At 46.3% G+C, this 19,864-nt stretch carries 18 protein-coding genes; 4 read left to right on the forward strand and 14 right to left on the reverse strand.

The genetic code is table 11. The annotated features are described in order from the left end of the window. On the forward strand, positions 1-238 hold a 238-nt coding region (locus QT979_RS24165), incomplete at its 5' end, for a hypothetical protein (RefSeq protein WP_333311910.1). Positions 239-466: 228 nt separating this feature from the next. Here the strand turns inward: QT979_RS24165 and QT979_RS24170 are convergent. From QT979_RS24170 to cobU, 11 genes are all read right to left on the reverse strand, one after another. Then, on the reverse strand, positions 467-1,657 hold the full coding sequence (locus QT979_RS24170) for a GIY-YIG nuclease family protein (protein WP_333311911.1): 1,191 nt from the start codon (positions 1,655-1,657) through the stop codon (positions 467-469). Beyond that, positions 1,650-3,725, reverse strand: coding sequence for a DEAD/DEAH box helicase (locus QT979_RS24175; protein WP_333311912.1), 2,076 nt, complete (start codon positions 3,723-3,725; stop codon positions 1,650-1,652). Before QT979_RS24175 ends, QT979_RS24170 begins: the two co-directional genes overlap by 8 nt. A gap of 70 nt (positions 3,726-3,795) precedes the next feature. Next, positions 3,796-5,457 (reverse strand): AIPR family protein, encoded by a 1,662-nt coding sequence (locus tag QT979_RS24180; protein WP_333311913.1) that lies wholly within the window; start codon positions 5,455-5,457, stop codon positions 3,796-3,798. A gap of 205 nt (positions 5,458-5,662) precedes the next feature. Beyond that, positions 5,663-5,893: an addiction module protein gene (locus QT979_RS24185; protein WP_333053276.1), complete on the reverse strand. Its 231-nt coding sequence runs from the start codon at positions 5,891-5,893 to the stop codon at positions 5,663-5,665. A gap of 107 nt (positions 5,894-6,000) precedes the next feature. Then, complete coding sequence (locus tag QT979_RS24190; protein WP_333311914.1) at positions 6,001-6,255, reverse strand: type IIL restriction-modification enzyme MmeI; 255 nt, start codon at positions 6,253-6,255, stop codon at positions 6,001-6,003. Between the two features lie 198 nt (positions 6,256-6,453). Continuing rightward, positions 6,454-6,909: a type II toxin-antitoxin system death-on-curing family toxin gene (locus QT979_RS24195; RefSeq protein WP_333311915.1), complete on the reverse strand. Its 456-nt coding sequence runs from the start codon at positions 6,907-6,909 to the stop codon at positions 6,454-6,456. 3 nt (positions 6,910-6,912) lie between these two features. After that, a complete protein-coding gene (locus QT979_RS24200) occupies positions 6,913-7,932 on the reverse strand; it encodes a DNA-binding protein (RefSeq protein ID WP_333311916.1) in 1,020 nt (339 codons plus the stop codon). Continuing rightward, complete coding sequence (locus QT979_RS24205; protein ID WP_333311917.1) at positions 7,929-10,715, reverse strand: DNA methyltransferase; 2,787 nt, start codon at positions 10,713-10,715, stop codon at positions 7,929-7,931. The genes QT979_RS24200 and QT979_RS24205 overlap by 4 nt, the downstream gene beginning before the upstream one ends. 440 nt (positions 10,716-11,155) lie before the next feature. Next, on the reverse strand, positions 11,156-13,225 hold the full coding sequence (locus QT979_RS24210; RefSeq protein WP_333311918.1) for an AarF/ABC1/UbiB kinase family protein: 2,070 nt from the start codon (positions 13,223-13,225) through the stop codon (positions 11,156-11,158). Between the two features lie 77 nt (positions 13,226-13,302). After that, positions 13,303-13,725 (reverse strand): hypothetical protein, encoded by a 423-nt coding sequence (locus QT979_RS24215; protein ID WP_333115533.1) that lies wholly within the window; start codon positions 13,723-13,725, stop codon positions 13,303-13,305. A 276-nt stretch (positions 13,726-14,001) separates the two neighbouring features. After that, positions 14,002-14,577: a bifunctional adenosylcobinamide kinase/adenosylcobinamide-phosphate guanylyltransferase gene (cobU, locus tag QT979_RS24220; RefSeq protein ID WP_333211935.1), complete on the reverse strand. Its 576-nt coding sequence runs from the start codon at positions 14,575-14,577 to the stop codon at positions 14,002-14,004. 309 nt (positions 14,578-14,886) lie between these two features. Between cobU and QT979_RS24225 the strand changes: the two genes are divergently transcribed. Further along, on the forward strand, positions 14,887-15,858 hold the full coding sequence (locus QT979_RS24225; protein WP_333311919.1) for a glycosyltransferase: 972 nt from the start codon (positions 14,887-14,889) through the stop codon (positions 15,856-15,858). A gap of 1 nt (position 15,859) precedes the next feature. Here the strand turns inward: QT979_RS24225 and QT979_RS24230 are convergent, their stop codons facing one another. After that, positions 15,860-16,072 carry a hypothetical protein gene (locus QT979_RS24230; protein ID WP_333094623.1) on the reverse strand — a complete coding sequence of 71 codons (213 nt, stop codon included), beginning with the start codon at positions 16,070-16,072 and terminating at the stop codon, positions 15,860-15,862. Between QT979_RS24230 and QT979_RS24235 the strand changes: the two genes are divergently transcribed. Continuing rightward, positions 15,999-16,916: a glycosyltransferase family 2 protein gene (locus tag QT979_RS24235; RefSeq protein WP_333311929.1), complete on the forward strand. Its 918-nt coding sequence runs from the start codon at positions 15,999-16,001 to the stop codon at positions 16,914-16,916. The genes QT979_RS24230 and QT979_RS24235 overlap by 74 nt on opposite strands. 67 nt (positions 16,917-16,983) lie before the next feature. Here the strand turns inward: QT979_RS24235 and QT979_RS24240 are convergent, their stop codons facing one another. Further along, complete coding sequence (locus QT979_RS24240) at positions 16,984-17,781, reverse strand: cation diffusion facilitator family transporter (protein WP_333311920.1); 798 nt, start codon at positions 17,779-17,781, stop codon at positions 16,984-16,986. Between the two features lie 55 nt (positions 17,782-17,836). On the opposite strand from QT979_RS24240, the gene hpsU reads away from it, so the two are divergent. Beyond that, positions 17,837-18,514, forward strand: a complete 678-nt coding sequence (gene hpsU, locus QT979_RS24245; protein ID WP_333211941.1) for a hormogonium polysaccharide biosynthesis acetyltransferase HpsU — start codon at positions 17,837-17,839, stop codon at positions 18,512-18,514. 19 nt (positions 18,515-18,533) lie between these two features. Here the strand turns inward: hpsU and QT979_RS24250 are convergent, their stop codons facing one another. After that, positions 18,534-19,862, reverse strand: coding sequence for a response regulator (locus tag QT979_RS24250; protein WP_333311921.1), 1,329 nt, complete (start codon positions 19,860-19,862; stop codon positions 18,534-18,536). Positions 19,863-19,864: the final 2 nt, after the last annotated feature.

Here is a 19,864-nt window from a genome sequence, read left to right on the forward strand (position 1 = left end):
TGCAATCGTTTGGGAGTTTATTGTTGCCAAATCTATCTTCCTTTACCTCTGCTTGAATATCTGCGGAATGTGGGCTCAAACTCAGCCAATTATTCCTTTGACAGCGACGACTGTTGGTAGTGCGATCGCTCCTACTGCTAATCCTTCTGGTCAGGAAGCTGACCTCTTACTCAATGCGAATCCTAGTCCCATTCAGCTACCAACAAGTAGCGATTTAAGTGGCACTTCTACCTTGTAGTAATTGTAGATTTGCTTGAGGGCGATCGAATAGATAAAAACCTGGTTTCTTCAAGAAACCGGGTTTTTTGCAGTTTTTTCGGTTTGTAATATCAAATCCGGGTTGTATCGTTGACCGTTGCCTGGTCATGATTTAACCGCAGAGAACACAGAGGACACAGAGGGAGAGAAGAGAGATATGAATAATTATGCTACGGGATTTGATATTAGCTATTGTTGTGATCGAGCCTTACGATCGCGTGAGCTTTGCTGTTTCCAGATCGTACCGGAATTGATCGAGGGTTCCTTCCTTGATTTTTTCGATCGCCTCTTCAATGGCTTCTAGTGGAACGAAGAACCACTCCCTTGGCTGCACTGGTATACCGAAGCGATCCTGTAATTCCAAATCCAATCGAGCGCTGGCGAAGAACTTCTGAAGGAGTGCCTCAAGTCGCTTCCGGTTCATATTTGCCAGTTTGAATGTTGCGACGATTTCCACATCTGCTAGCAGATAGGTGGGGTCTTTCTTGGCGTTGGCAATTCGGCTTTTTACGTCTCCTCCGGTGACGCCGATCTTGTGAATAATAAACCGATTCTCGGCAATGAAGGGATGATCCGATTGGCTCCTGAGCACGTAAATATAGCCCGTTGGTAAGTCGTCTGCTGCTTCAATATGGGAAAATAGAGGGCCGAAATCTGGGGTGGTGATGCGGCGGCTGGCCTTGTCTTTATTTAAAGCACGCTGGAGCGATCGCAACAGCAAATCGCTCTCGGTGGCATTGTCATAAACCACCCTCAGCCGGCAGTCCGATCGCCCATAGTCGCTGACAAATGGCTCACCCATATCGACCACCATCACCTTCTGCCCATCAAGGATGAACAAATCACCTTCCTTTACAGCCGCATAGTCCTGGTATTTGATGGTTTGCCGTTCCCCCGACTGCAATTGCCGTTGCACTTTGTCAAAGATGGGTTTGAATTCATCAAAGTCCTGGCAGGGAGTACGTTGGGCGATTTCCTCGGCTGCTTTGATTTCGCTGCGCGATCGCACATGAGTAAGCTGGGTAACGTCGTTCTCTGAGGCTGCATCGACTCCCAGGGAGGCCAGCAGTGCTTCATCTGTCAGATTGCTTTCTGTGATCAGGCTGGCATCAGTCTCAGCATCTAACAGTCCGCGTGAGTCTAGCGGTTCCAAGACGGCGCGACATTCCTCCGATTCTCGCAGGCGATCGAGCCGTACTGCATAAAGCCGCTCGAAGATATCCCGATCTTCCCCATGCTGGGGCAGTCTGCCATATTCTTCCACAAACCGCTCGATCTCCTCAAAGCCTGCGATGATCCGCTCTTCTCTGGCAGAACGCTGGCCGGAGGGTTCGGGGGTCATGTCCATGCCCAATTCACCCAGCAATTCCAAATCATCATCGGTGGTGTACTTAGGCATTAGTTTCCTCCTTCACTTTGCGTTGCAGGAAGGCAACTCCTTCTGCCATCCGTTTTTCCCAGGGATCGACTGCTGTGAGAGAGGGCAACCTGCCTTTTTCTTGCTTGAACCGCAGCGCCCGTTTGGCTAATTCCCGCGCTTCTTCCACGCTAAGGGTTACTCGCTTAGCCGCAATGACTTCTGCCACCTGCTTCAGCCGTTCTTCGCTCATGGACTTAGCCAGGATGGCATAGGCTTCGCCAAAGGGATTGATGCGATCGATCAGATCCATATCGAGGTCTGTTACCGATAGGGCGAACTTCCTCACCCCATCGAGGAGTGAGGTGTTTTTCACTGCTTCCCCACCACCAGGATTTGTGGCGTACTGCCCACCACTTTCGTTCATGGTTTTTTTAGCTTGCTGGACAAGGGTTAGGGCGGCGATCGCGTGTTGGCGGACGGCTTCTCGATCTTCCGCTTCTAGATTTGGGAACTTCTCTTTGACGATTTTGCCCATGCGAACTTGGGTTAGTTCTTCTGGCACCAGTTCTTCATCAAATAGGCCGCGCTCGATCGCGGGCTTATCTTGGACAAATGCCGTCACCAGTTCGGTCAAGTCTTCGCGGCAGATGCGTTCGGCTTCCGGGCTCTTGGGTTCGGCTAATCCCTTAATTTCCATTTGAATCAGGCCTCTCTCTGGATTGATGCCCACGTTGCACTTGCCAGGATTGTAACCATCTTCCCCGTAGTCGAAGCCCGGTGTTGGTTGATTGTCGGGGCGCTTGGGTTTGAACTCGAAGCGTGGCGCGAGCACTTGCTCCATCAGTAGGCTGGCTGCAATGGCTTTGAGCGTGTCGTTCACTGCCTCGGTGACGGCAGATTCGGCGGCATCCGGCTCGGCAATCAGGTTGGTGAACCGAGCGCGGGTTTTCCCTGGTGCATCGCGGGTGGCACGACCGATAATCTGAATAATCTCTGTCAAACTGGAGCGGTAGCCGATCGTCAGGGCGTGTTCGCACCAGATCCAATCAAAACCTTCTTTCGCCATGCCGAGGGCGATAATGATGTCCACACGATCGCGATTGTTCTTATGGGTGGGGTCTTTTAGGGCGGTGGCGACTTTATCCCGTTTGGTGGGGTCGTCGTCTACGAGATCGGCGATTTTGAGAATCGTGCCGTCGGCGGTTTTAACCAGTTGAAATCCCGTCTTGGGGTCGGTGCCTTGCCATTCGCCCAGTTCCTCGATGATGTGCTCCACCTCGCGGATCTTGTCCTTCGTACTTTCGCGGGAGTTGACGTTGGGAATGTGCAGGATGGTTTTCTCTTTGGGGTTTAGCACCTGCACGATTTCGTCGGTGTAGCTACCCGCGTAGAAGTAGTAGCCAATGTCGAGTTGCTTGAGGTATTGGTAGCCGTTGAGCTGTTCGTAGTAGGTGTAGGTGACGGTATCGAATCGGGATTCGTCTTCGGGGTGCAAGACGGCTTCGGCATCGCCGCGAAAGTAGGAGCCGGTCATGGCTATGATGTGGGTTTTGTCGCGGGCCATGAGTTGGCGGACACGATCGCCCAGCTTGTTGTCTGGGTTGGACGAAACATGGTGAAATTCGTCTATGGCGATCAGGCGATCGTCTAAGACTTCGATACCGAATTTGTCCACGGCAAAGCGGAATGTGGCGTGAGTGCAGACCAGAATCTTGGCACCGCTGGCTAGAAACTTCTGCACCGCGCCCACTTTGCCGCCGTCGTTTCCCGGTGCGTCGCAGAGATTCCACTTCGGTTCAATTTGCCAATCGGCCCAAAAGCCAAACTGACTCAGCGGCTCATCGTGGAAGCTGGAGCCGATCGCCTTTTCTGGCACGACGATGATAGCTTGTTTGAGGTTCTGGTTCTCTAGTTTGTCCAGGGCGATAAACATCAATGCACGACTTTTGCCGGAGGCGGGGGGCGATTTGATCAGGAGGTATTGTTCGCCGCGCTTTTGGTAGGCGCGTTCTTGCATGGGGCGCATACCGAGGGCGTTGGGGCGGGTGGAGGTGCCATCCTGGGCGTAGGTGACGGAAACTGAGGGAATCGCGATCGGCTTGCTCATGGGTGGTAAACTTTGGTTTTGCGATTGACAGGCTGTTCGGTAGCACTTATCGGACATTCATTTTGGTAAGTCAAAGTCTACTGATTAAATCGCCACGCCGAAAGGTTGCAGATAGCTGCTGTAAGGAAATCTCTTGTTCCCCATAAAGATCTTGCAGCGCACGTTGAATATCCTGTACTGAGGCATCGAAATAGGCTTCGCTATTTTGTTCAATCAGATGCTGTGCAGATTTAAAATTCTGATGGCTAATGTCTTTCATCTGAATATTCAAATCAGCAAGAAGCTTGCGTCCCATCTGCATGGCAATAAAGCATGAAGCATAGCGAACAACATCTGGATCGGCAGGATTTGGTCTTTTGCGACGATTTTCTGCAATTCTGTAAAGCTGAACGGCAATTACAACTTGCGATCCGCTCAATTGGTCGGTGAAAATTGCGTCATAAAGTTTTCCGAAATGCTCGCGCGAGAAGAATTTTGCTTGATGAGGCTTTTCTCGCCAAACAGATAGTATGGCTTCAGCAGCTACTCCTGAAGTAATATCTATCGGACGGGTACTAGAATCAGAACGCTTCCGGCGGTAATTGAATCCTAATTGCTGAATATCTATTTCCAGTCTTTGCTGGAGTTCGTCATTAGCGCGTAAATCTTTAAGATCTACGGGATTTTGACTATTAGTAGCATAAGTGATTCTTTGAACTAAACTTTCGTTTTCATGAGGTAATTGATAAAGCCGAAGCAGAACATAAGCTTGGGCATTTTCATGAAGCAAATTGTTGTCACGCAAAGTTTTGAATATGGTCAGACAGGTTTGACCTCCATTGATAATTTGTAAATTTTCGACACGCACCTGATAATTACCATCTTGCAAAGCGTTGTACGAAAAGTTTTCACAAGTTAGGGTTATCCCATTATTGTAAAAGTAGAAATTGTTCTTCTCATTGCTGGTTAAAGTGTTTCTAATAGCCTCATTGACGCGATTACCTTGCAAGCCTAAGTAACGACGAATATTCCGCTCTAATAATCGTTCACCATGTCGTTCAATTAGTGATGCGATTTCGGTGACGGAAATTCTGCCAACTAATACTCGGCTAAATTCCATATCTTCAACGATCGCCTTGCCACTTAGTTGCAAAGAATCTTTTACGGGTTTGGAAGCTTGCAGAATTTTGACCAAGCGTTCATGATTAATATGCTCCCACGTAACTTGACTGCCGAAGCCAGTGCGTTCAATAGCTTCCTGTGCAGACGCATTCCAATTTAGGCCATTGTTACAGGCTAATGCCCGAACCTGTGGGATGTAACCATCCCGAATCAAACTACGAGCTTCTTCGACTTTTGCGAGCAGTCGTTGATTAATATGTTCTAGTCTAGCTGCTGGATTAAATAAGTATTGAATTGCGTTGATTAAACTTTCAATGCCTTCTTGGGGAAAGTTAGAATCTCCTGCTAGCTTGTTTTTGTATTTTGCTTGAAACAAGCTAACTGTAAATTCACCATCATACTCTTCGGAAATGTGCATGGCATCTACGCCAAAGTCACCAGATCCTTCGGTCAGGCACTCGAAAGCGTCGTCATCTTCTAAATCCAAGATGGTTCTAACACATAGGTATACAAATGCGAGAGACTTGATTTTACCTTCATCTTGGATGTGCAATTCTTCGGCGGACTTTTGACGAATCTCGTTAACGACTGATGCTAATCGTTGGTCAATGATAGAGGCATTAATGTCCATGTAATTATTTACTTAGTATGTTCTCAAGAATTCGCTTCATTCAGTCGAGGCGGGAATATGGTCGGCTTGATTATGAGATAGTTGAGAATTTTTAATTCTTTTGCTGAAGCCAGTTAGTTAAATCGACGATATTCGTAAAACCCTTCAAGTCTAGATTGCACAGCCTCTGCATATTCTTGCAAGGCGACTGGGTGAAATTCATATTTCATTGCTGTGCAAGTTGCCGTATTTGGGCTAAGGCAATATCTCCGGGAATGGTTTGAACTGCGCCGCTATCAATTTCGGCAATGCGTTCTTGAGCTTTCTGCACGCCTTCTAATAAAATATCTCGATCGATTTGTCTTTCCATGCTCTCCACAATTTTGTCAATGAGGATAGCCTTGGCTGCATCTGGTAATGCAGTGGCTTCTGAAATGAGTTGGTCTAGGGTTAGCATTGGCTTGTTTGGCTATAAGGGGCTAGTCTGATTTTAACATTCTGTATTTAACGGGTCATTTTGGTAGCTCGTAGGCGCAAGCCGGGGCGCAGCCATCGCACTTCTCCTCATTTACCTCCTTTAGGTTTGGCGGATTTTTTTGGCAGTGCTGGCTGACTGGTCATCTTTGTATACAATTCAAACAGTTTTTCGAGGCGTTCGGTGTCGTTTTTGAAGCGGCGACCGATGTAGATTCGTTCCAGGATTTCGTCATTACGATCGAGCAGCGACTTCTTTGGGGTAGCGTGGTCTGCGCGGAGGTTGGGGGGCATGGTTTCGGGGTGACTCCCATTTGCTTTTAAGCACTTAAATCCTTCATTCATAAGGGTTTTAAGCTTTGGAGCTTCGTCATGTGGATTTGCATTTAATACCATTTCTCTACAATCGTGCAACACTCTTCGACCCCCCCCTAGCCCCCCCTTGCCAAGGGGGGGAACAAGAATACTGTTGCATTCTTTTTTAAAATTGGTATAAGCACTTTTACGCCCAAAAAGGGAGGTAACGACTCTGCTCTAGCTAAGCTAACCATTAGAATCAATATCGCCCATGACAGCAAGCGCCAACTTAAACTTAAGTTCTTCACTGAAATCTTCCTCGAAAATAAGAGACTCAATCAGTTCACATGAAAACTCTTTAGAAAGTTTTCCTTCTGCTACCCAGACGGCGATATTTTCCATTTCTAGGACAAACTTTATTACCACAAAATCGTAACCATTGAGCTTTAGAAAATAAGCTCCCAATGCAATACTAGAGCGTTTATTTCCGTCATAAAAAGCATGAAACTTGTTGACAGCAAAAACTAGGTGAGTTAATTTGTGGTGAATCTCAGGATAATAGAGATCGTTTTGAATATGTTCTAATGCGCTCTCTAGTAGACTCGGATTATTAGAACCCGGAAAGCCCCCTGATTTTTCGATAATCCAATCATGCAGCTCGATCGCATAATGAATGTCAAAGTAAAAAAAAGCTGCTGCCATAACTTACCGATCCTTCAATCGCTTAAATACAGCCAAAAGAGCCGGATCGGAAAGTTGCTCTTCTAAAGAACGGCTGGTTTCTCCTAAAAATTTCTCAAAGTCGCTCTCTGGAACACTTTGGATATACGCTTCTAATTGTTGATGCAGAGCATCCCGAAAGCCTAGATCGCGACTGGCCATTTTGATGCGGGCATCTTCAATAATGGGTTTTAGATAGGGGTTTTCCTCTGCCGCTTCCAATAGCGAATCAACCTCTTTTTGTTTCAGCTTTCGTCCCACCTTTTCTGACTCGGCTTTCAATTCTGCTGCCAAACCATTCTCTAGACTGGCAATGGCGATGAGAACTTCGGCATACATGGTATCACGGGGACAATCGTTTTTACCCAAACTTAATATCTGCTTATATTCTTCGGCTTTCTCTCGGAAAACAATCTGATACACTTTGTTGGTGTAAATGCCATACTTAAATTTACCCATGTCGAGGTAATTATCAAGGGCATCGGTAAAGGTTTTACGATAGCTAAATTCTTGATAGACTGCTGGTAAGTAATTGTTATCTCTCTGGTTAATGTATTTGGTATGTCCGCCTGCCCGTTCTGCCATTACGTCAATGACTATATCTAAGATGCGCGATCGAATTGCACGGGCCCGATCGCTCTCCACTAGCACCATTGCTAGATTTAGAGTCGCCCGGAAGGTGAAAACCCCTAAGACTGTGGTTTTGGTACCGTAATCAGTTACGGTAGCATCCATCAAAGTCTTGAACTCTCGAAGTTTCTGACCTCGTAGCACCCTATAGCCATTAGTCTTCAGCTCATCGTTGTGACTGGATAGATACTTTTCAATTGTACTTTCGCTGATACCGAAAATTTCAATCAGTTGTTGTTTGGTAAATAGCAGTTCTTCTTCATAGTAAGTGCCTCCTAATCCCAAGTATTCTTCTATTTTTTCTAGGGCATAGCGATTGTTGAGGATATTTTGGCGATCGAGTGGCGATGAAGTTAAATCTTTTGCCATCATCATTTTTCTCCTTTGGTTTTACGTTTGGCAGACTTGTTGAGGGGCGCTGGCTGACTGGTCATTTTTGTGTACAATTCAAACAGTTTTTCGAGGCGTTCGGTGTCGTTTTTGAAGCGGCGACCAATGTAGATTCGTTCCAGGATTTCGTCATTACGATCGTGCGCTTCCCTAACCAGAGGGAATTCGGTATCCATACGATCGCGATCGTACATATCCGCGATCGTGGCTGGGAAATAGTGCTCTCGCGCTAGCAGGATATCTTCGGCGCAGCGGGTGAGGTCGGCTTTGTTTTGGTCGGTGAGGGTGGGGACGGGGAAGGTGTTGTAACAAAGGGCTGAAGAATACCGCAAATCAGTCTTTAACTTGCCCGCAACAACACGAACCCATGACATATGTATCAAACTTAGTAAAATTGCTAAGTGCCAAAGTTCCGCATCGTATATTGCTTGGGCTGAATCACTCACAATACAGTTCTTAGAAAGCAAGCCGAAAGGAATATAATATCGACGCTCTGACGAAACCCTAGGAGCAATAATTAAATGTTTTTTAGCTTGATGTGTATAACGGAATCTATGCGAAAAATTAGTTAAACCTTTTGCAACTTCTCCGCCACCAGAGCGAAATTCAAGAACTTTTTCAATTCTCTCTTTGATTTCGGGAATACTATTTGCTATATCTATGTTTTCATCATCAATCCAAAGACAATAACGTTGTTCTCCATTAATATAGTCTCTAGCACCATAGACATTTTTGATGAGATGATTAGCTTCAGGAAAACGTTGTACTATATCCAATTTTTCTTGTCCTGATAGCATTAGATTTCCTCCATCATATGGACTATTGCCCGTAATAATTGGCATTAATTCTGAAATTGGCTCAAGGGCTTGTTTTACAATTGTTTCATTTCCGGGAATTAAGTATGGACCAATGCAGGAAACTTTTTGAGCAAGATTATTGCCGAAAAGATTCTTTATTTCACTGTTTCTCAGTTTAAGTCCAATGATAGAGCAAATTACAGCGGCATTTCGACTTGCATTATTAGCCCATTTAAAGTCTCGATGAGCAAAAAATATTTCAACACCTAGCTCAAAAATTTGAGGCCATAATTGATGAACTTGAGCACCCTGGTTAACTGAGTTGGTTACAACAAAGGCAACGCGAGCGTCATTTTGAATCAAATACTCTGCACCTTTTCTTAGCCATCCAGTAACATAGTCGAGTTCTCCAATTTTACTTTTAGACCCAAACGTATTTAATAATTCTTCCTTCTGCTCTTTTGTCTGGCTTTTTCCCCCTAAATACGGAGGATTTCCGCAGATATAAGTTTCTCCGCCCTCATTCTCAAAATCAATCTCCGCCACTTCCCGCGTCTCGCCAAACAAATCCAAATCCTCCCGCTGCACCTTCACCCCTGTCCCTGTCGGCGGACAAAGACTCAACCAATCCAACCGCAACGCATTCCCACAGGTAATCCAGTTATCATCCTTCAGTGGCAAAAACTCCGCCAGCGCCAGCTTTGGCCCTCGATACATCACATCACATTGATACTCCGCAATAATCAACGCCAACCGCGCAATCTCACAGGAAAAGTGACGCAATTCAATTCCCCGAAAATTCGTCAGCGGGATATCAGATTTGCGATCGGGCTCACCCCGAAGACGATTAATCTCCGCCTCAATTTCCCTCATCTTCTTATACGCAATCACCAGAAAATTCCCCGATCCACAAGCCGGATCGAACACCCGAATTCGCGCTATCCGTTGCCGCAAATTCAGCAACTTACGGGCATTCTCCCCCGCTGCCTCCAATTGCTCCCGCAAATCATCCAAAAACAGCGGATTCAACACCTTGAGGATATTGGGCACACTCGTATAGTGCATCCCCAACGCACCCCGCTCCTCATCATCCGCCACCGCCTGAATCATCGAGCCGAAAATATCGGGATTAATCTTTGTCCAGTCCAGATTGCCAACATGAAGCAGGTACGATCGGGCAATCTTGCTAAAACGCGGCACCGCCACCCCGCCCGAAAACAGCCCTCCATTCACATAGGGGAATCCATCTGCCCAATTCCGAATCTTCGCCGCCTCCCGATCCTTAAGCGGCGTACACATCGCCCGAAACATCTCCGACAGCACCTCGTGCGTATTCGACGAATCACTCGCACTCATTTGTTCGATGGTGGCAGTGAAGAGGGCATTGCTGTGAAAGATATTCGTATCCTCCGCAAAGAAACAGAAGATTAGTCGCGCCATGAAGTGATTTAACGCTTCCCGGCGATCGGCCTTGTCCCACTCCGGGTTCTCCTTCAGCAGCTCCACATACAGGCGGTTGAGGCGCCCCGTAGCCTTGATATCAAAGGCATTCTCCCGGATCTGCTTGACTGTCGTAATGCCCGCCAAGGGCAGGAAAAAACCGAAATGGTTGTGAAAGTCCGGGTAATCGCAAGCGACTATCTCCCCATCAGCGAGGTTTTCCGCCTCAAAACTTTTGCCATCGGTGGCCAGGATAAACTTAACCTTATACCGAGCCGTCGCCGCACTATCCCGCAAGGCCGTGAGGGTGTTTGTCACCTCGCCTTCCGGGCAAACCTTCACATGGATATTGTTACGCTGGAGCACGCCACCGAGATCCGATTGGTTGGAGCCACCGCTTTTGCTTTTGAGCCGCTTGAGAGTCGTCGGCTTGTTACCAAAGGCTTCGAGGAAGGCAAAGGGGAACTCTTCCGAGTCAAAGGGCGCTTCAGCCAGCCTGGAAACTGCTTCTTCGATTTCGACTGCATTCATAGTTCCACCATAGGTAGCTCAGGGGCGGTAGCTCAGAGGTTCCATTATCACCTCTTAACGCAATTTTGGATTTTACCTGATTTGTCGATCGATCTTCTGAGTTCAAGCGACACTACCCATGATTAACTCTGCGATGTAGAAATGCCCAGAAAATCTCTGGGAACCCAATGTCTATTAATATCATGTGCGATCAATTAATTATAATATGCCGATCGGGCGGGTTTTTGAGATTGTCAATTATTGGCAGATATTCTTGGTGAGGGAAACCCCTACAAAAATCGAGGTAGATCGATCGGACATGATATAATTCCGATGCTACCAGAAACGATATTACCAGCAGCTACAGCATTAACTTAATTAAAAGAACGCAGACGAAATTTCATCTGCGTTCATCTGTGTTTATCTGCTAATATCTGCGGTCAAAAAACATCCCCATCCCACTACTTCGCCGCAGGCAAAGACAACTGAGGCGAAGTTTTAGGGTAGCTTCCATTCACGGGAATCGCCTCCGGTTCCTGCGAAAGCAAAAACTCACGAATTACCCTAGCAACAGCTCTTTGAGCTAAACCGCCGACTACTTTCTGCCCCATATTCTGCACTTCCGGTTTCACCAACAACTGCGGAAGAAGCTGCAATACTTTCATCGTGTCAAAACCGGGAGTTGATTGCAAAATATCCCAAATCCGCTTGATGTGTTCTAAGTTTTTTTGTTCAGTTGGTGAAACCACAGGTTGATTTGCCTTGACTCCAAACCATTCGCCGACTACAGCTTTGGCGTTAGCAAAAGCGTTGGTGGAAAGTGTGTCCAGACTTTTGACTAATTCCAGGACAATACGATCGCGAATGAAATCTCCTCTTTCGGAAAATAAATATTCTAATGCTTGGTTCAAGATTTTGCTGACATCGTAATCGTCGCTCTCACGGGCATTGTTGAGCAAGTTTTCTAAGCGGTTCCAGCGGAATTCGCCTTGTTTGAACAGCAAATCTTGCAGGGATGCTCTCAATTCCGGTGCGGGGTCGCTCAACAGCCGTTTTGCTACGTAAGGATAAGCTTTGCTCAACACTTTGAATTCTGGATCGACATTAATGGCAATCCCTTCTAACGTAACGAGCGATCGAATAATCAAAGCATAGTAAGCTGGAACTCGGAAAGGATATTCGTACATTACGGCCGAGAGTTCGTCAGTAATGCTTTTGAAATTCAGTTCGGCAACGCTAGCACCCAAAGCATTGTTAAAAACGCCCGCCAAAGCTGGAATAATTGGCGTCAAATCCGTATCGGGCGTTAAAAATTCCAACTTGACATAATCTTTTGCTAAACCTTCAAAGTCGCGGTTCACCAAATGCACCACCGCTTCCAACAAGCCGTATCGCTGATAAGGTTTAACTTCGCTCATCATCCCGAAATCGAGATAAGCTAATTGACCGTCAGGAGTTGCCAAAAGATTGCCGGGATGCGGGTCGGCGTGAAAGAAACCGTGTTCGAGAAGTTGTCTGAGAGAGCACTGCACCCCCACTTCAATTAAGTAAGGAGCGTCGATTCCTTGAGCTTTAACGGCCTCTAAATTCGTGAGTTTGATGCCGGTGATCCACTCCATTGTTAAGACGCGACGGCGGGTATATTCCCAGTAGATGCTGGGAACGTAAATGTCTTTGATGTGGCCGTAGAGTTGGGCAAACCGTTCGGCATTTTGACCTTCGTGGGTGTAGTCCATTTCTTCGTAAATGCGCTCGCCCAACTCGTCCATAATGGCTGCGAGGTCACTGCGAATTATTTTGAAGTTGTTTTGTGCCCAAACTGCAAGACGCCGGAGGATGTAGATATCTAAGCCGATGTTTTCGGCTAAACCTGGTCGCTGGACTTTGATTGCGACTGTTTCTCCGGTTTTGAGTTTGCCTTTGTAAACTTGTCCGAGAGATGCTGCGGCGATCGGATCGGGGGTGATTTCTGCGTAGATGTCTTTGGGGTGGGCTCCCAATTCTTCTTGGATGAATTGATATGCTACTTCGTTGGGAAATGCTGGCAATTGGTCTTGCAGCGTTGTTAGTTCTTCTAAATATACTGGCGGTACTAAGTCGGGGCGTGTTGAAAGTGCTTGTCCGATTTTGATGAAAGCTGGGCCGAGTTGGCCGAGAATTTCCCGCAGTCGGACGGCGCGACGCTTTTCGTTGGTGGCGGTACGACCTGTTTTGCCGTCGAACCACACACTGAAGGCAAAGCTAAAAAATGTCCAAACAACGCTCGACAGCCTTCCCCAAACTTGTAGGGGTCGATTTCGGTACAGGGCTGCGATCGCCACTGGATCGTACCGAACAGCATCTCCGGCTAACTCGAAAGCTATGTCTCTGGCTGATTTGAGCGGTTCGGGAGTGGCGACCTCCGTCTCTAGTGATACTGGTACTGCTTGCAGGGGAATTGTATTTGCATCTTGGAGATTGCCGAGTACAGCCTGAGTCCCTGAATTTGCATAAGTTTGCGGGGAGGCTGGCGATACTGTCTTGACATTCATAAATCAGACCTAGTGTGAAGCATTGTAAATATATTGTAACAATTTAAGGAAGAAGACCCTTCTTCCTTCTTATATACTTACTCCCCGCTGGATCTTTGGAGTCGATCGCGAATGCCTGATAGTTGCGATTGGCTGCTGACGGGCGATCGAGGTTGGGGCATTTCGGTATCGGGCCAGTTCGGTAAGTCGTTACAGGGACAGAACTCCGGGGGCATTCCGGTTTGTTGGAACACTACGGGCATAGCGCAGCGCGCGCAGGGACTGATTTCCCAAGCTGGTGTCAGCAGTTGGGCAATTGTTTCGTTTGTGCCTTCGAGGTAACAGTCTCCGCTGTCGCGGGAGATGATTTTTTGCCAGCAGTCTTCAAATTCCTGGCTGTAACGATCGCCCGCATTTACCGATTTGGGCAGCAGCGCTTCGGAACCGTTGCGAATTAATACTTTTTTGCCTAACTGAAACCAGTAAGCAATATATTTTCTTACTTCACTATCTGATGCCATAACTTTTAGTCAACCTTTCAACTAATTGATTATTTTAGATTTTAATGGGAAATCCTCACTCTTTCTTAAGAGACACTTTATCTTTTACATATTTTCCCAATTTGGCTATTCCTCATGTCAAATTATTCTGCGCTTCGCCCTAGGGAGTATGTTTTTTGACTAATTTATGTGACTCTTGAGTTGTCAATCTTAGTTAAAATTATACCTGAGTTTCAGTTAAAATTGTCTATCGGGAAACCGATATTTTTTCTCTCTTGTCGATCGCGACTCCGGCTGTTAATTTTTCGCTACGGGTGGCAGCGGGGTACCCAGAGCCCTTAGATCCAAGGCGTAACCTCCGGTGGCGAGATAAACATTATCCGCGATCGCCCCGATGTGGCGCACGAGAGTACCGAGGCGATCGCGAAACAGCCGCCCCGCCGGATAAGCAGGCACAACGCCCCATCCGGTTTCTTCCCCTACCAAAATTACATCAGCCGCCGCCGACTTCAAACTAGCGAGCAAATCTTGCTGCGTAGTAGCCCAAACAGCCGCTTCTTGTTCCAAAAGATTTGCTGTCCAAGTTCCCAGAGAATCAATTAACAAGCAATCTGAGGGCTTGCTGGCCCGCACAACAGCCGATAATTCGATCGGCACTTCTAGAGTTGTCCAATCAACAGGACGGCGATTTCGGTGCTGATCGAGGCGACGAAGCCACTCCAAATCGGCTTCATCAACCTGACCGGTAGCCACATAGATTACTTGTTTTCCCGAACCCGCCGCCAGAGTTTCGGCCCATTCACTTTTGCCGCTTCGGGCCGGCCCAGTTACTAAGATTAATTGTCTAGATGTGGTGGGTTCTGAGTTAGTCATTAGTCAGTCGATTTTAAATTTTAGATTTTAGATTTTAGATTTACTCCACAACAAATGATTTTGGGAGATTGAAGTTTGGTTAAAATTTTTGGGCTGCTCACGACTAATGTTGCGGGATTGTCTCCCTTCTTTGGGCGTGGTCACATACAAAGGATTAAACATAATTCCCAATTGCCAATTCCCAATTAGCAATTACCAATTATGATTTAAACGGCCAACTACCAAATGCTTTTTAAGCGATAATAGCATTGATGAGACAATATCAGAGTAAGTCGATCGAGAACCCCCGTATTTCCCAAGCTGTTATTTATGCCAGATCATCCTCAGATATCAGCGATTATTTGCACCCACAATCGCGCCGCCTATTTAGGTGGGGCGATCGACAGCTTGCTGGTACAGGATTTTCCCGACAACTTTGAAGTAGTAGTAGTGGATAACGCTTCTAGCGATTATGCCAGCCCCGAAAGTTCGATTTCGCGCACCCGCGAGGTGGTAGAAGCAAGACAGGGCGATCGGCGCCTCAAGTACGTCTGGGAACCGGAAATCGGTCTGTCAGTAGCCCGGAATACCGGCGCTAAGCAAGCTCGCAGTGAAATATTAGCTTATCTCGACGACGACGCTATTGCTGAGCCGAATTGGCTCAGGGTGCTGCACGCGGCTTATCAAAGCAATCAAAAACTCGCCGTAGCTGGTGGCAAAGTCAATGTGCTCTGGCCTTGTGGAGTCTCCCCGCCCCAATGGCTGTCAGCGGGATTGACCCAGAACTTGGGAGCATATGATTTAGGCGATACTTGCCTGTACGTGACTGCTCCCGGTTTGACTCCCAGGGGGGTAAACTACTCGATCAGGCGCGCTTTTCTCGAACAAATTGGCGGCTTCGATGCCAAACTCGGTAGAGTCGGCACAAAATTGCTGTCAAATGAAGAGTTGCGGGCCACAGAATTAGCTTTAGAGTTAGGTTGGCAAGTAGTTTATCTACCGGAGGCCCTGGTGCTTCACCATGTCGCGACAGAAAGGCTCAACAAAGCTTGGTTTCTACAGCGCGGGTGGTGGCAAGGCATCAGCGAGTGTTATCGCGAACAATTGTCCGATCGAGCCGGTATTGCTCAGCTTGGGCGGGGGGGTGAAAGAATCTTGAGGGGTGTCTGGAAGTCTTTTAAATATATTAGAGATCCGGCGCTGCGTTTTGAAAATTTCGTTTTTGCCTGGGGTCAAATCGGTTATTTGAGCGCAGCCATCCGCGGCCTGATTTTTGCACCGAAATCGACCACTAGGTATTAGGCTATAGGCAATATCCCTCGCTGCTCAACTCGTTGGCGCGGCTGTGCCGATCGCACTTCATCCACCAAAACTCGACCGCATTCAGGTTCAAGCACTCGATTATGACATCTAGTTCATCCAAGATTCCGGTTTCAGTTCTCATTCCGGCAAAAGACGAAGAACTTAATCTACCTGCGTGTCTGGCCAGCATTGCCAGGGCGGATGAAGTTTTCATGGTTGATTCCCAAAGTAGCGATCGCACGGTAGAAATTGCCATCAGCACCGGCGCAAAAGTTGTGCAGTTTTACTTTGACAACCGCTGGCCGAAAAAGAAAAATTGGTCATTGGACAATCTGCCCTTTCGCAACGAATGGGTATTAATTGTCGATTGCGACGAGCGCATTCCGCCGGAACTTTGGGACGAAATCGCGCAGGCGATCGAAGACCCCAATTTTGACGGCTACTACCTCAACCGCAAAGTCTTATTTTTAGGTCAGTGGCTGCGTTACGGTGGCCGATATCCCGACTGGAATTTGCGTTTGTTCAAGCATCAAAAAGGCCGTTACGAAAACCTCGGCACTGAATCCGTCCCCAATACTGGCGACAACGAAGTTCACGAACACGTAATTTTAGCGGGTCAAGTCGGCTACTTAAAAAATGACATGATCCACGAGGATTACCGCGATTTATTTCACTGGATAGAACGGCACAACCGCTATTCTAATTGGGAAGCTCGCGTTTATTACAATATTATTGAAGGGCGCGACGACAGCGGTACTATTGGCGCTCACTTATTTGGAGATGCAGTGCAGCGGAAACGCTTTCTAAAAAAAGTTTGGGTGCGGCTGCCTTTTAAACCCATGCTCAGATTTATTTTATTTTACTTCATTCAGCTCGGCTTTTTGGATGGAAAAGCTGGCTATATTTATGCAAGGTTATTGAGTCAATATGAGTATCAAATTAATGCCAAACTTTACGAGTTGCGTTGTTGTGGTGGTCAGTTGAATGTGGCAGAATCTCAACCGCCTCTCTCGCCACCAGTAGTTATCACTCAGGAGACTGAAGTGAAATTGCCTTAATATTTTGGAAGCATGGGGGAATTGGGAATTAGGAAAGCCAGCCCATAGCGAGTGGCTTGAGACATTTTCATTTAATAAGTTCTTCGAGGGATGGAAAAAGCAATTTTTCGGCGCTCACTTTTTCGCAGTCACAAGGCGGTTGACTGGCTGATATTGCTGATACTTTTCCTAGCAGCAATTGGATGCTTTCGATTAGCAATGGTAGAGTTAATAAAATAATTGATGCTGACACCAGCAAGCTAATCAAGCCGTCAGCCCAATTCCAGTGCAACCAAGCCACAGCGATCGCAGCTAAAATTACTCCAACCGAGGAAAATATGTCGGCGACTGCGTGCAGAAAGGCGCTTTTGAGGTTCAAGTCACCGTGACAGCAGGAATGCAAGCAACAAGCATTAATCGAGTTGATGCTTAAACCAACTATGGCGGTAATTAACATCGGCAGTCCTTCTACTTCGGGAGTTGGGGACTGCAAACGGGCGATCGACTCTGCTGCAATCCAAAGGGCGATCGCTACTAAACTTATACTATTAATTAAAGCAGCAATGATTTCTCCTCGTTCAGGGATTGAGGATTGTGCGATCGTACAATCTACGGATTTACTTTTGCGTTTTACTGAGGAGTACCAAGTCGCTGTCAAAGTTATTGCTAAAGCTGCTACATCTGAAAAAACGTGACCCGCATCTGCTAATAGGGACAAACTATGAGAATTAAGTGCGGCGATTAACTCTGCTACAAAAAAGCTGCTAAGCAGTACCAATGCTGTTTGTAAAAGTCGCACTTTGCCAATTCTGGGATTTGTACTCTCGCATTGTGCGATATCCTTGGCGTTTTCCGAGTCAAAATTATCCCTAACTAGAAATGTCATGCAGCAGTCCTTAAGGTTAAACTCGATTTTAAATTAAACATTAAATTAACTATCAATGACCGATTATATACCAAATCCGAACCAAGATCCGGAAAATCCGATCGCAAATTCCCCAAATTCTCAAATAAACGATCGTCCAATTAGCGACAATCAGCCAAATACTTTGACAGGCGAATCTTTGGTTGATTTGCGGAAGTACGATCAATCAAAGTTCGATCGAGGAAAGCCTACTTGGGTAATTTTGGTTTGGTGGTTCGTGCAGGCGATCGCATTTCCCCTCACTCCACACCCTTTTAATCGCATCAGAAGCGGCTTGCTGCGGTTATTTGGAGCTAAAATAGGTTGTGGTGTGATTATCCGCCCTACGGCTCGTTTTACCTATCCTTGGAAAATTGCCATCGGAGATTACAGTTGGATCGGAGATGATGTTGTATTGTACAGTCTTGATCGAATTGCGATCGGCAAACACTGCGTCATTTCTCAAAAAAGCTACCTCTGCACCGGCACTCATAACACTCAAGACCCAGCCTTTGGCTTAATCACAGCACCTGTGATCATCAATAACGGCGTTTGGATTGCCGCCGACTGCTTCATTGGCCCTGGTGTAGAAATCGGTGCTAACGCTTTAATCGGAGCTCGCAGCAGCGTCTTTAAAAATATGCCAGCTAGCTTTGTTTGCACGGGAACACCTTGCCGTCCCCGCTATCAGCGAGAAATTAACCAAAGTTCATAAGAGACATTGCATCGGGAAACTAAGCAGCTTGAATGGCTTGTGGCCGAATTGGAATTTCAATGACGAATTCTATTCCCTTTCCTTCTGTAGGCTGGCAGTATAATCTGCCCCCATGCTTTTCAACGATAATTTGGTAACTGATAGATAACCCCAACCCAGTTCCCTTACCGATAGGTTTGGTGGTAAAAAAAGGGTCAAATAGTTTCGGTAGTAAACTTTCGCAAACTCCCCGACCATTGTCACTAATATGAATAGCAACCCAATTCTCGTGAATTACTTTTGTAGAAATTTGAATGCGGTTCGGGTGTTGTTTGATTTCTGCAAACGAACGCTGCTGATTAGATTCATCTAAAGCATCAATGGCATTGGAAATAATATTCATGAACACTTGATTTAATTGCCCAGCATGGCATTCTACTGGTGGAATATGACCGTAATTTTTTATTATTTCAATCTCAGGATGCTCTGGTTTTGATTTTAAACGATGATGCAGGATGGTGAGTGTACTATCAATTCCTTCATGAATATTTACTGCTTTCACGTCTGCCTCATCGAGGCGAGAAAAGATTCGCATAGACTTGACAATCTCTTGAATGCGCTGCGTTCCTAAGTTGATTGAGTTAAGAACTTTTATAAAATCTTCCTCCACAAATTCTAGTTCTATTTCATCCATAGCTGCTTGAATTCGAGGGGTGGGGCTTACATAATCTTCTTGATAGAGGTGTATAATATTTAGTAAGTTATGAGCGTACTCTTGGGCATAACCCAGATTGCCAGAGATGAAATTTATAGGGTTATTTATTTCATGAGCAATCCCAGCCGCCATTTGCCCTAAGCCGGACATTTTTTCGCTTTGGATTAACTTAAGCTGCATTTGTTGTAAATCATCGTAGGCTTGGCTGACTTCTCTAACTTTTTCCTCCAATAAGATGTTTTTTTCTTCTAATTTATCAGCAAGAACATGAAGCTTTAAATGCAGCTTGACGCGAGCTAATACTTCCTCCTGTTGGAAAGGTTTGGTAATATAATCTACAGCCCCAAGCTTAAACCCCTCAACTTTATTAGCCGTATCCGAGAGCGCAGTCATAAATATAATGGGAATCTGTTTAGTTTCTGGATTAGCCTGTAATCGACGACAGGTTTCAAATCCATCAATTTCTGGCATCATGACATCTAACAAGATTAGATCTGGGAGAGCATATTTGACTCGCTCTAGTGCCATTTTGCCAGATTTGGCAACCCGAATTTCAAATCCTTCTTGGCTTAAGGCATCAGATAAGACACCCAAGTTAGCTGAATTGTCATCAACTATAAGAATCGTACCATTTGCTTGAGTTTCTGAATTCATAA

The organism is Microcoleus sp. w2-18bC1, from assembly GCF_036700365.1.
In the GTDB taxonomy this organism is placed as follows: Bacteria; Cyanobacteriota; Cyanobacteriia; order Cyanobacteriales; family Microcoleaceae; genus Microcoleus.

Bases quoted from the DNA above. Each gene is read 5' to 3' on its own strand.
- QT979_RS24170 (WP_333311911.1), bottom strand. From the start codon at position 1,657: ATGCCTAAGTACACCACCGATGATGATTTGGAATTGCTGGGTGAATTG.
- QT979_RS24175 (WP_333311912.1), bottom strand. From the start codon at position 3,725: ATGAGCAAGCCGATCGCGATTCCCTCAGTTTCCGTCACCTACGCCCAG.
- QT979_RS24180 (WP_333311913.1), bottom strand. From the start codon at position 5,457: ATGGACATTAATGCCTCTATCATTGACCAACGATTAGCATCAGTCGTT.
- QT979_RS24185 (WP_333053276.1), bottom strand. From the start codon at position 5,893: ATGCTAACCCTAGACCAACTCATTTCAGAAGCCACTGCATTACCAGAT.
- QT979_RS24190 (WP_333311914.1), bottom strand. From the start codon at position 6,255: ATGAATGAAGGATTTAAGTGCTTAAAAGCAAATGGGAGTCACCCCGAA.
- QT979_RS24195 (WP_333311915.1), bottom strand. From the start codon at position 6,909: ATGGCAGCAGCTTTTTTTTACTTTGACATTCATTATGCGATCGAGCTG.
- QT979_RS24200 (WP_333311916.1), bottom strand. From the start codon at position 7,932: ATGATGATGGCAAAAGATTTAACTTCATCGCCACTCGATCGCCAAAAT.
- QT979_RS24205 (WP_333311917.1), bottom strand. From the start codon at position 10,715: ATGAATGCAGTCGAAATCGAAGAAGCAGTTTCCAGGCTGGCTGAAGCG.
- QT979_RS24210 (WP_333311918.1), bottom strand. From the start codon at position 13,225: ATGAATGTCAAGACAGTATCGCCAGCCTCCCCGCAAACTTATGCAAAT.
- QT979_RS24215 (WP_333115533.1), bottom strand. From the start codon at position 13,725: ATGGCATCAGATAGTGAAGTAAGAAAATATATTGCTTACTGGTTTCAG.
- cobU (WP_333211935.1), bottom strand. From the start codon at position 14,577: ATGACTAACTCAGAACCCACCACATCTAGACAATTAATCTTAGTAACT.
- QT979_RS24225 (WP_333311919.1), top strand. From the start codon at position 14,887: ATGCCAGATCATCCTCAGATATCAGCGATTATTTGCACCCACAATCGC.
- QT979_RS24230 (WP_333094623.1), bottom strand. From the start codon at position 16,072: ATGAAAACTTCATCCGCCCTGGCAATGCTGGCCAGACACGCAGGTAGA.
- QT979_RS24240 (WP_333311920.1), bottom strand. From the start codon at position 17,781: ATGACATTTCTAGTTAGGGATAATTTTGACTCGGAAAACGCCAAGGAT.
- hpsU (WP_333211941.1), top strand. From the start codon at position 17,837: ATGACCGATTATATACCAAATCCGAACCAAGATCCGGAAAATCCGATC.
- QT979_RS24250 (WP_333311921.1), bottom strand. From the start codon at position 19,862: ATGAATTCAGAAACTCAAGCAAATGGTACGATTCTTATAGTTGATGAC.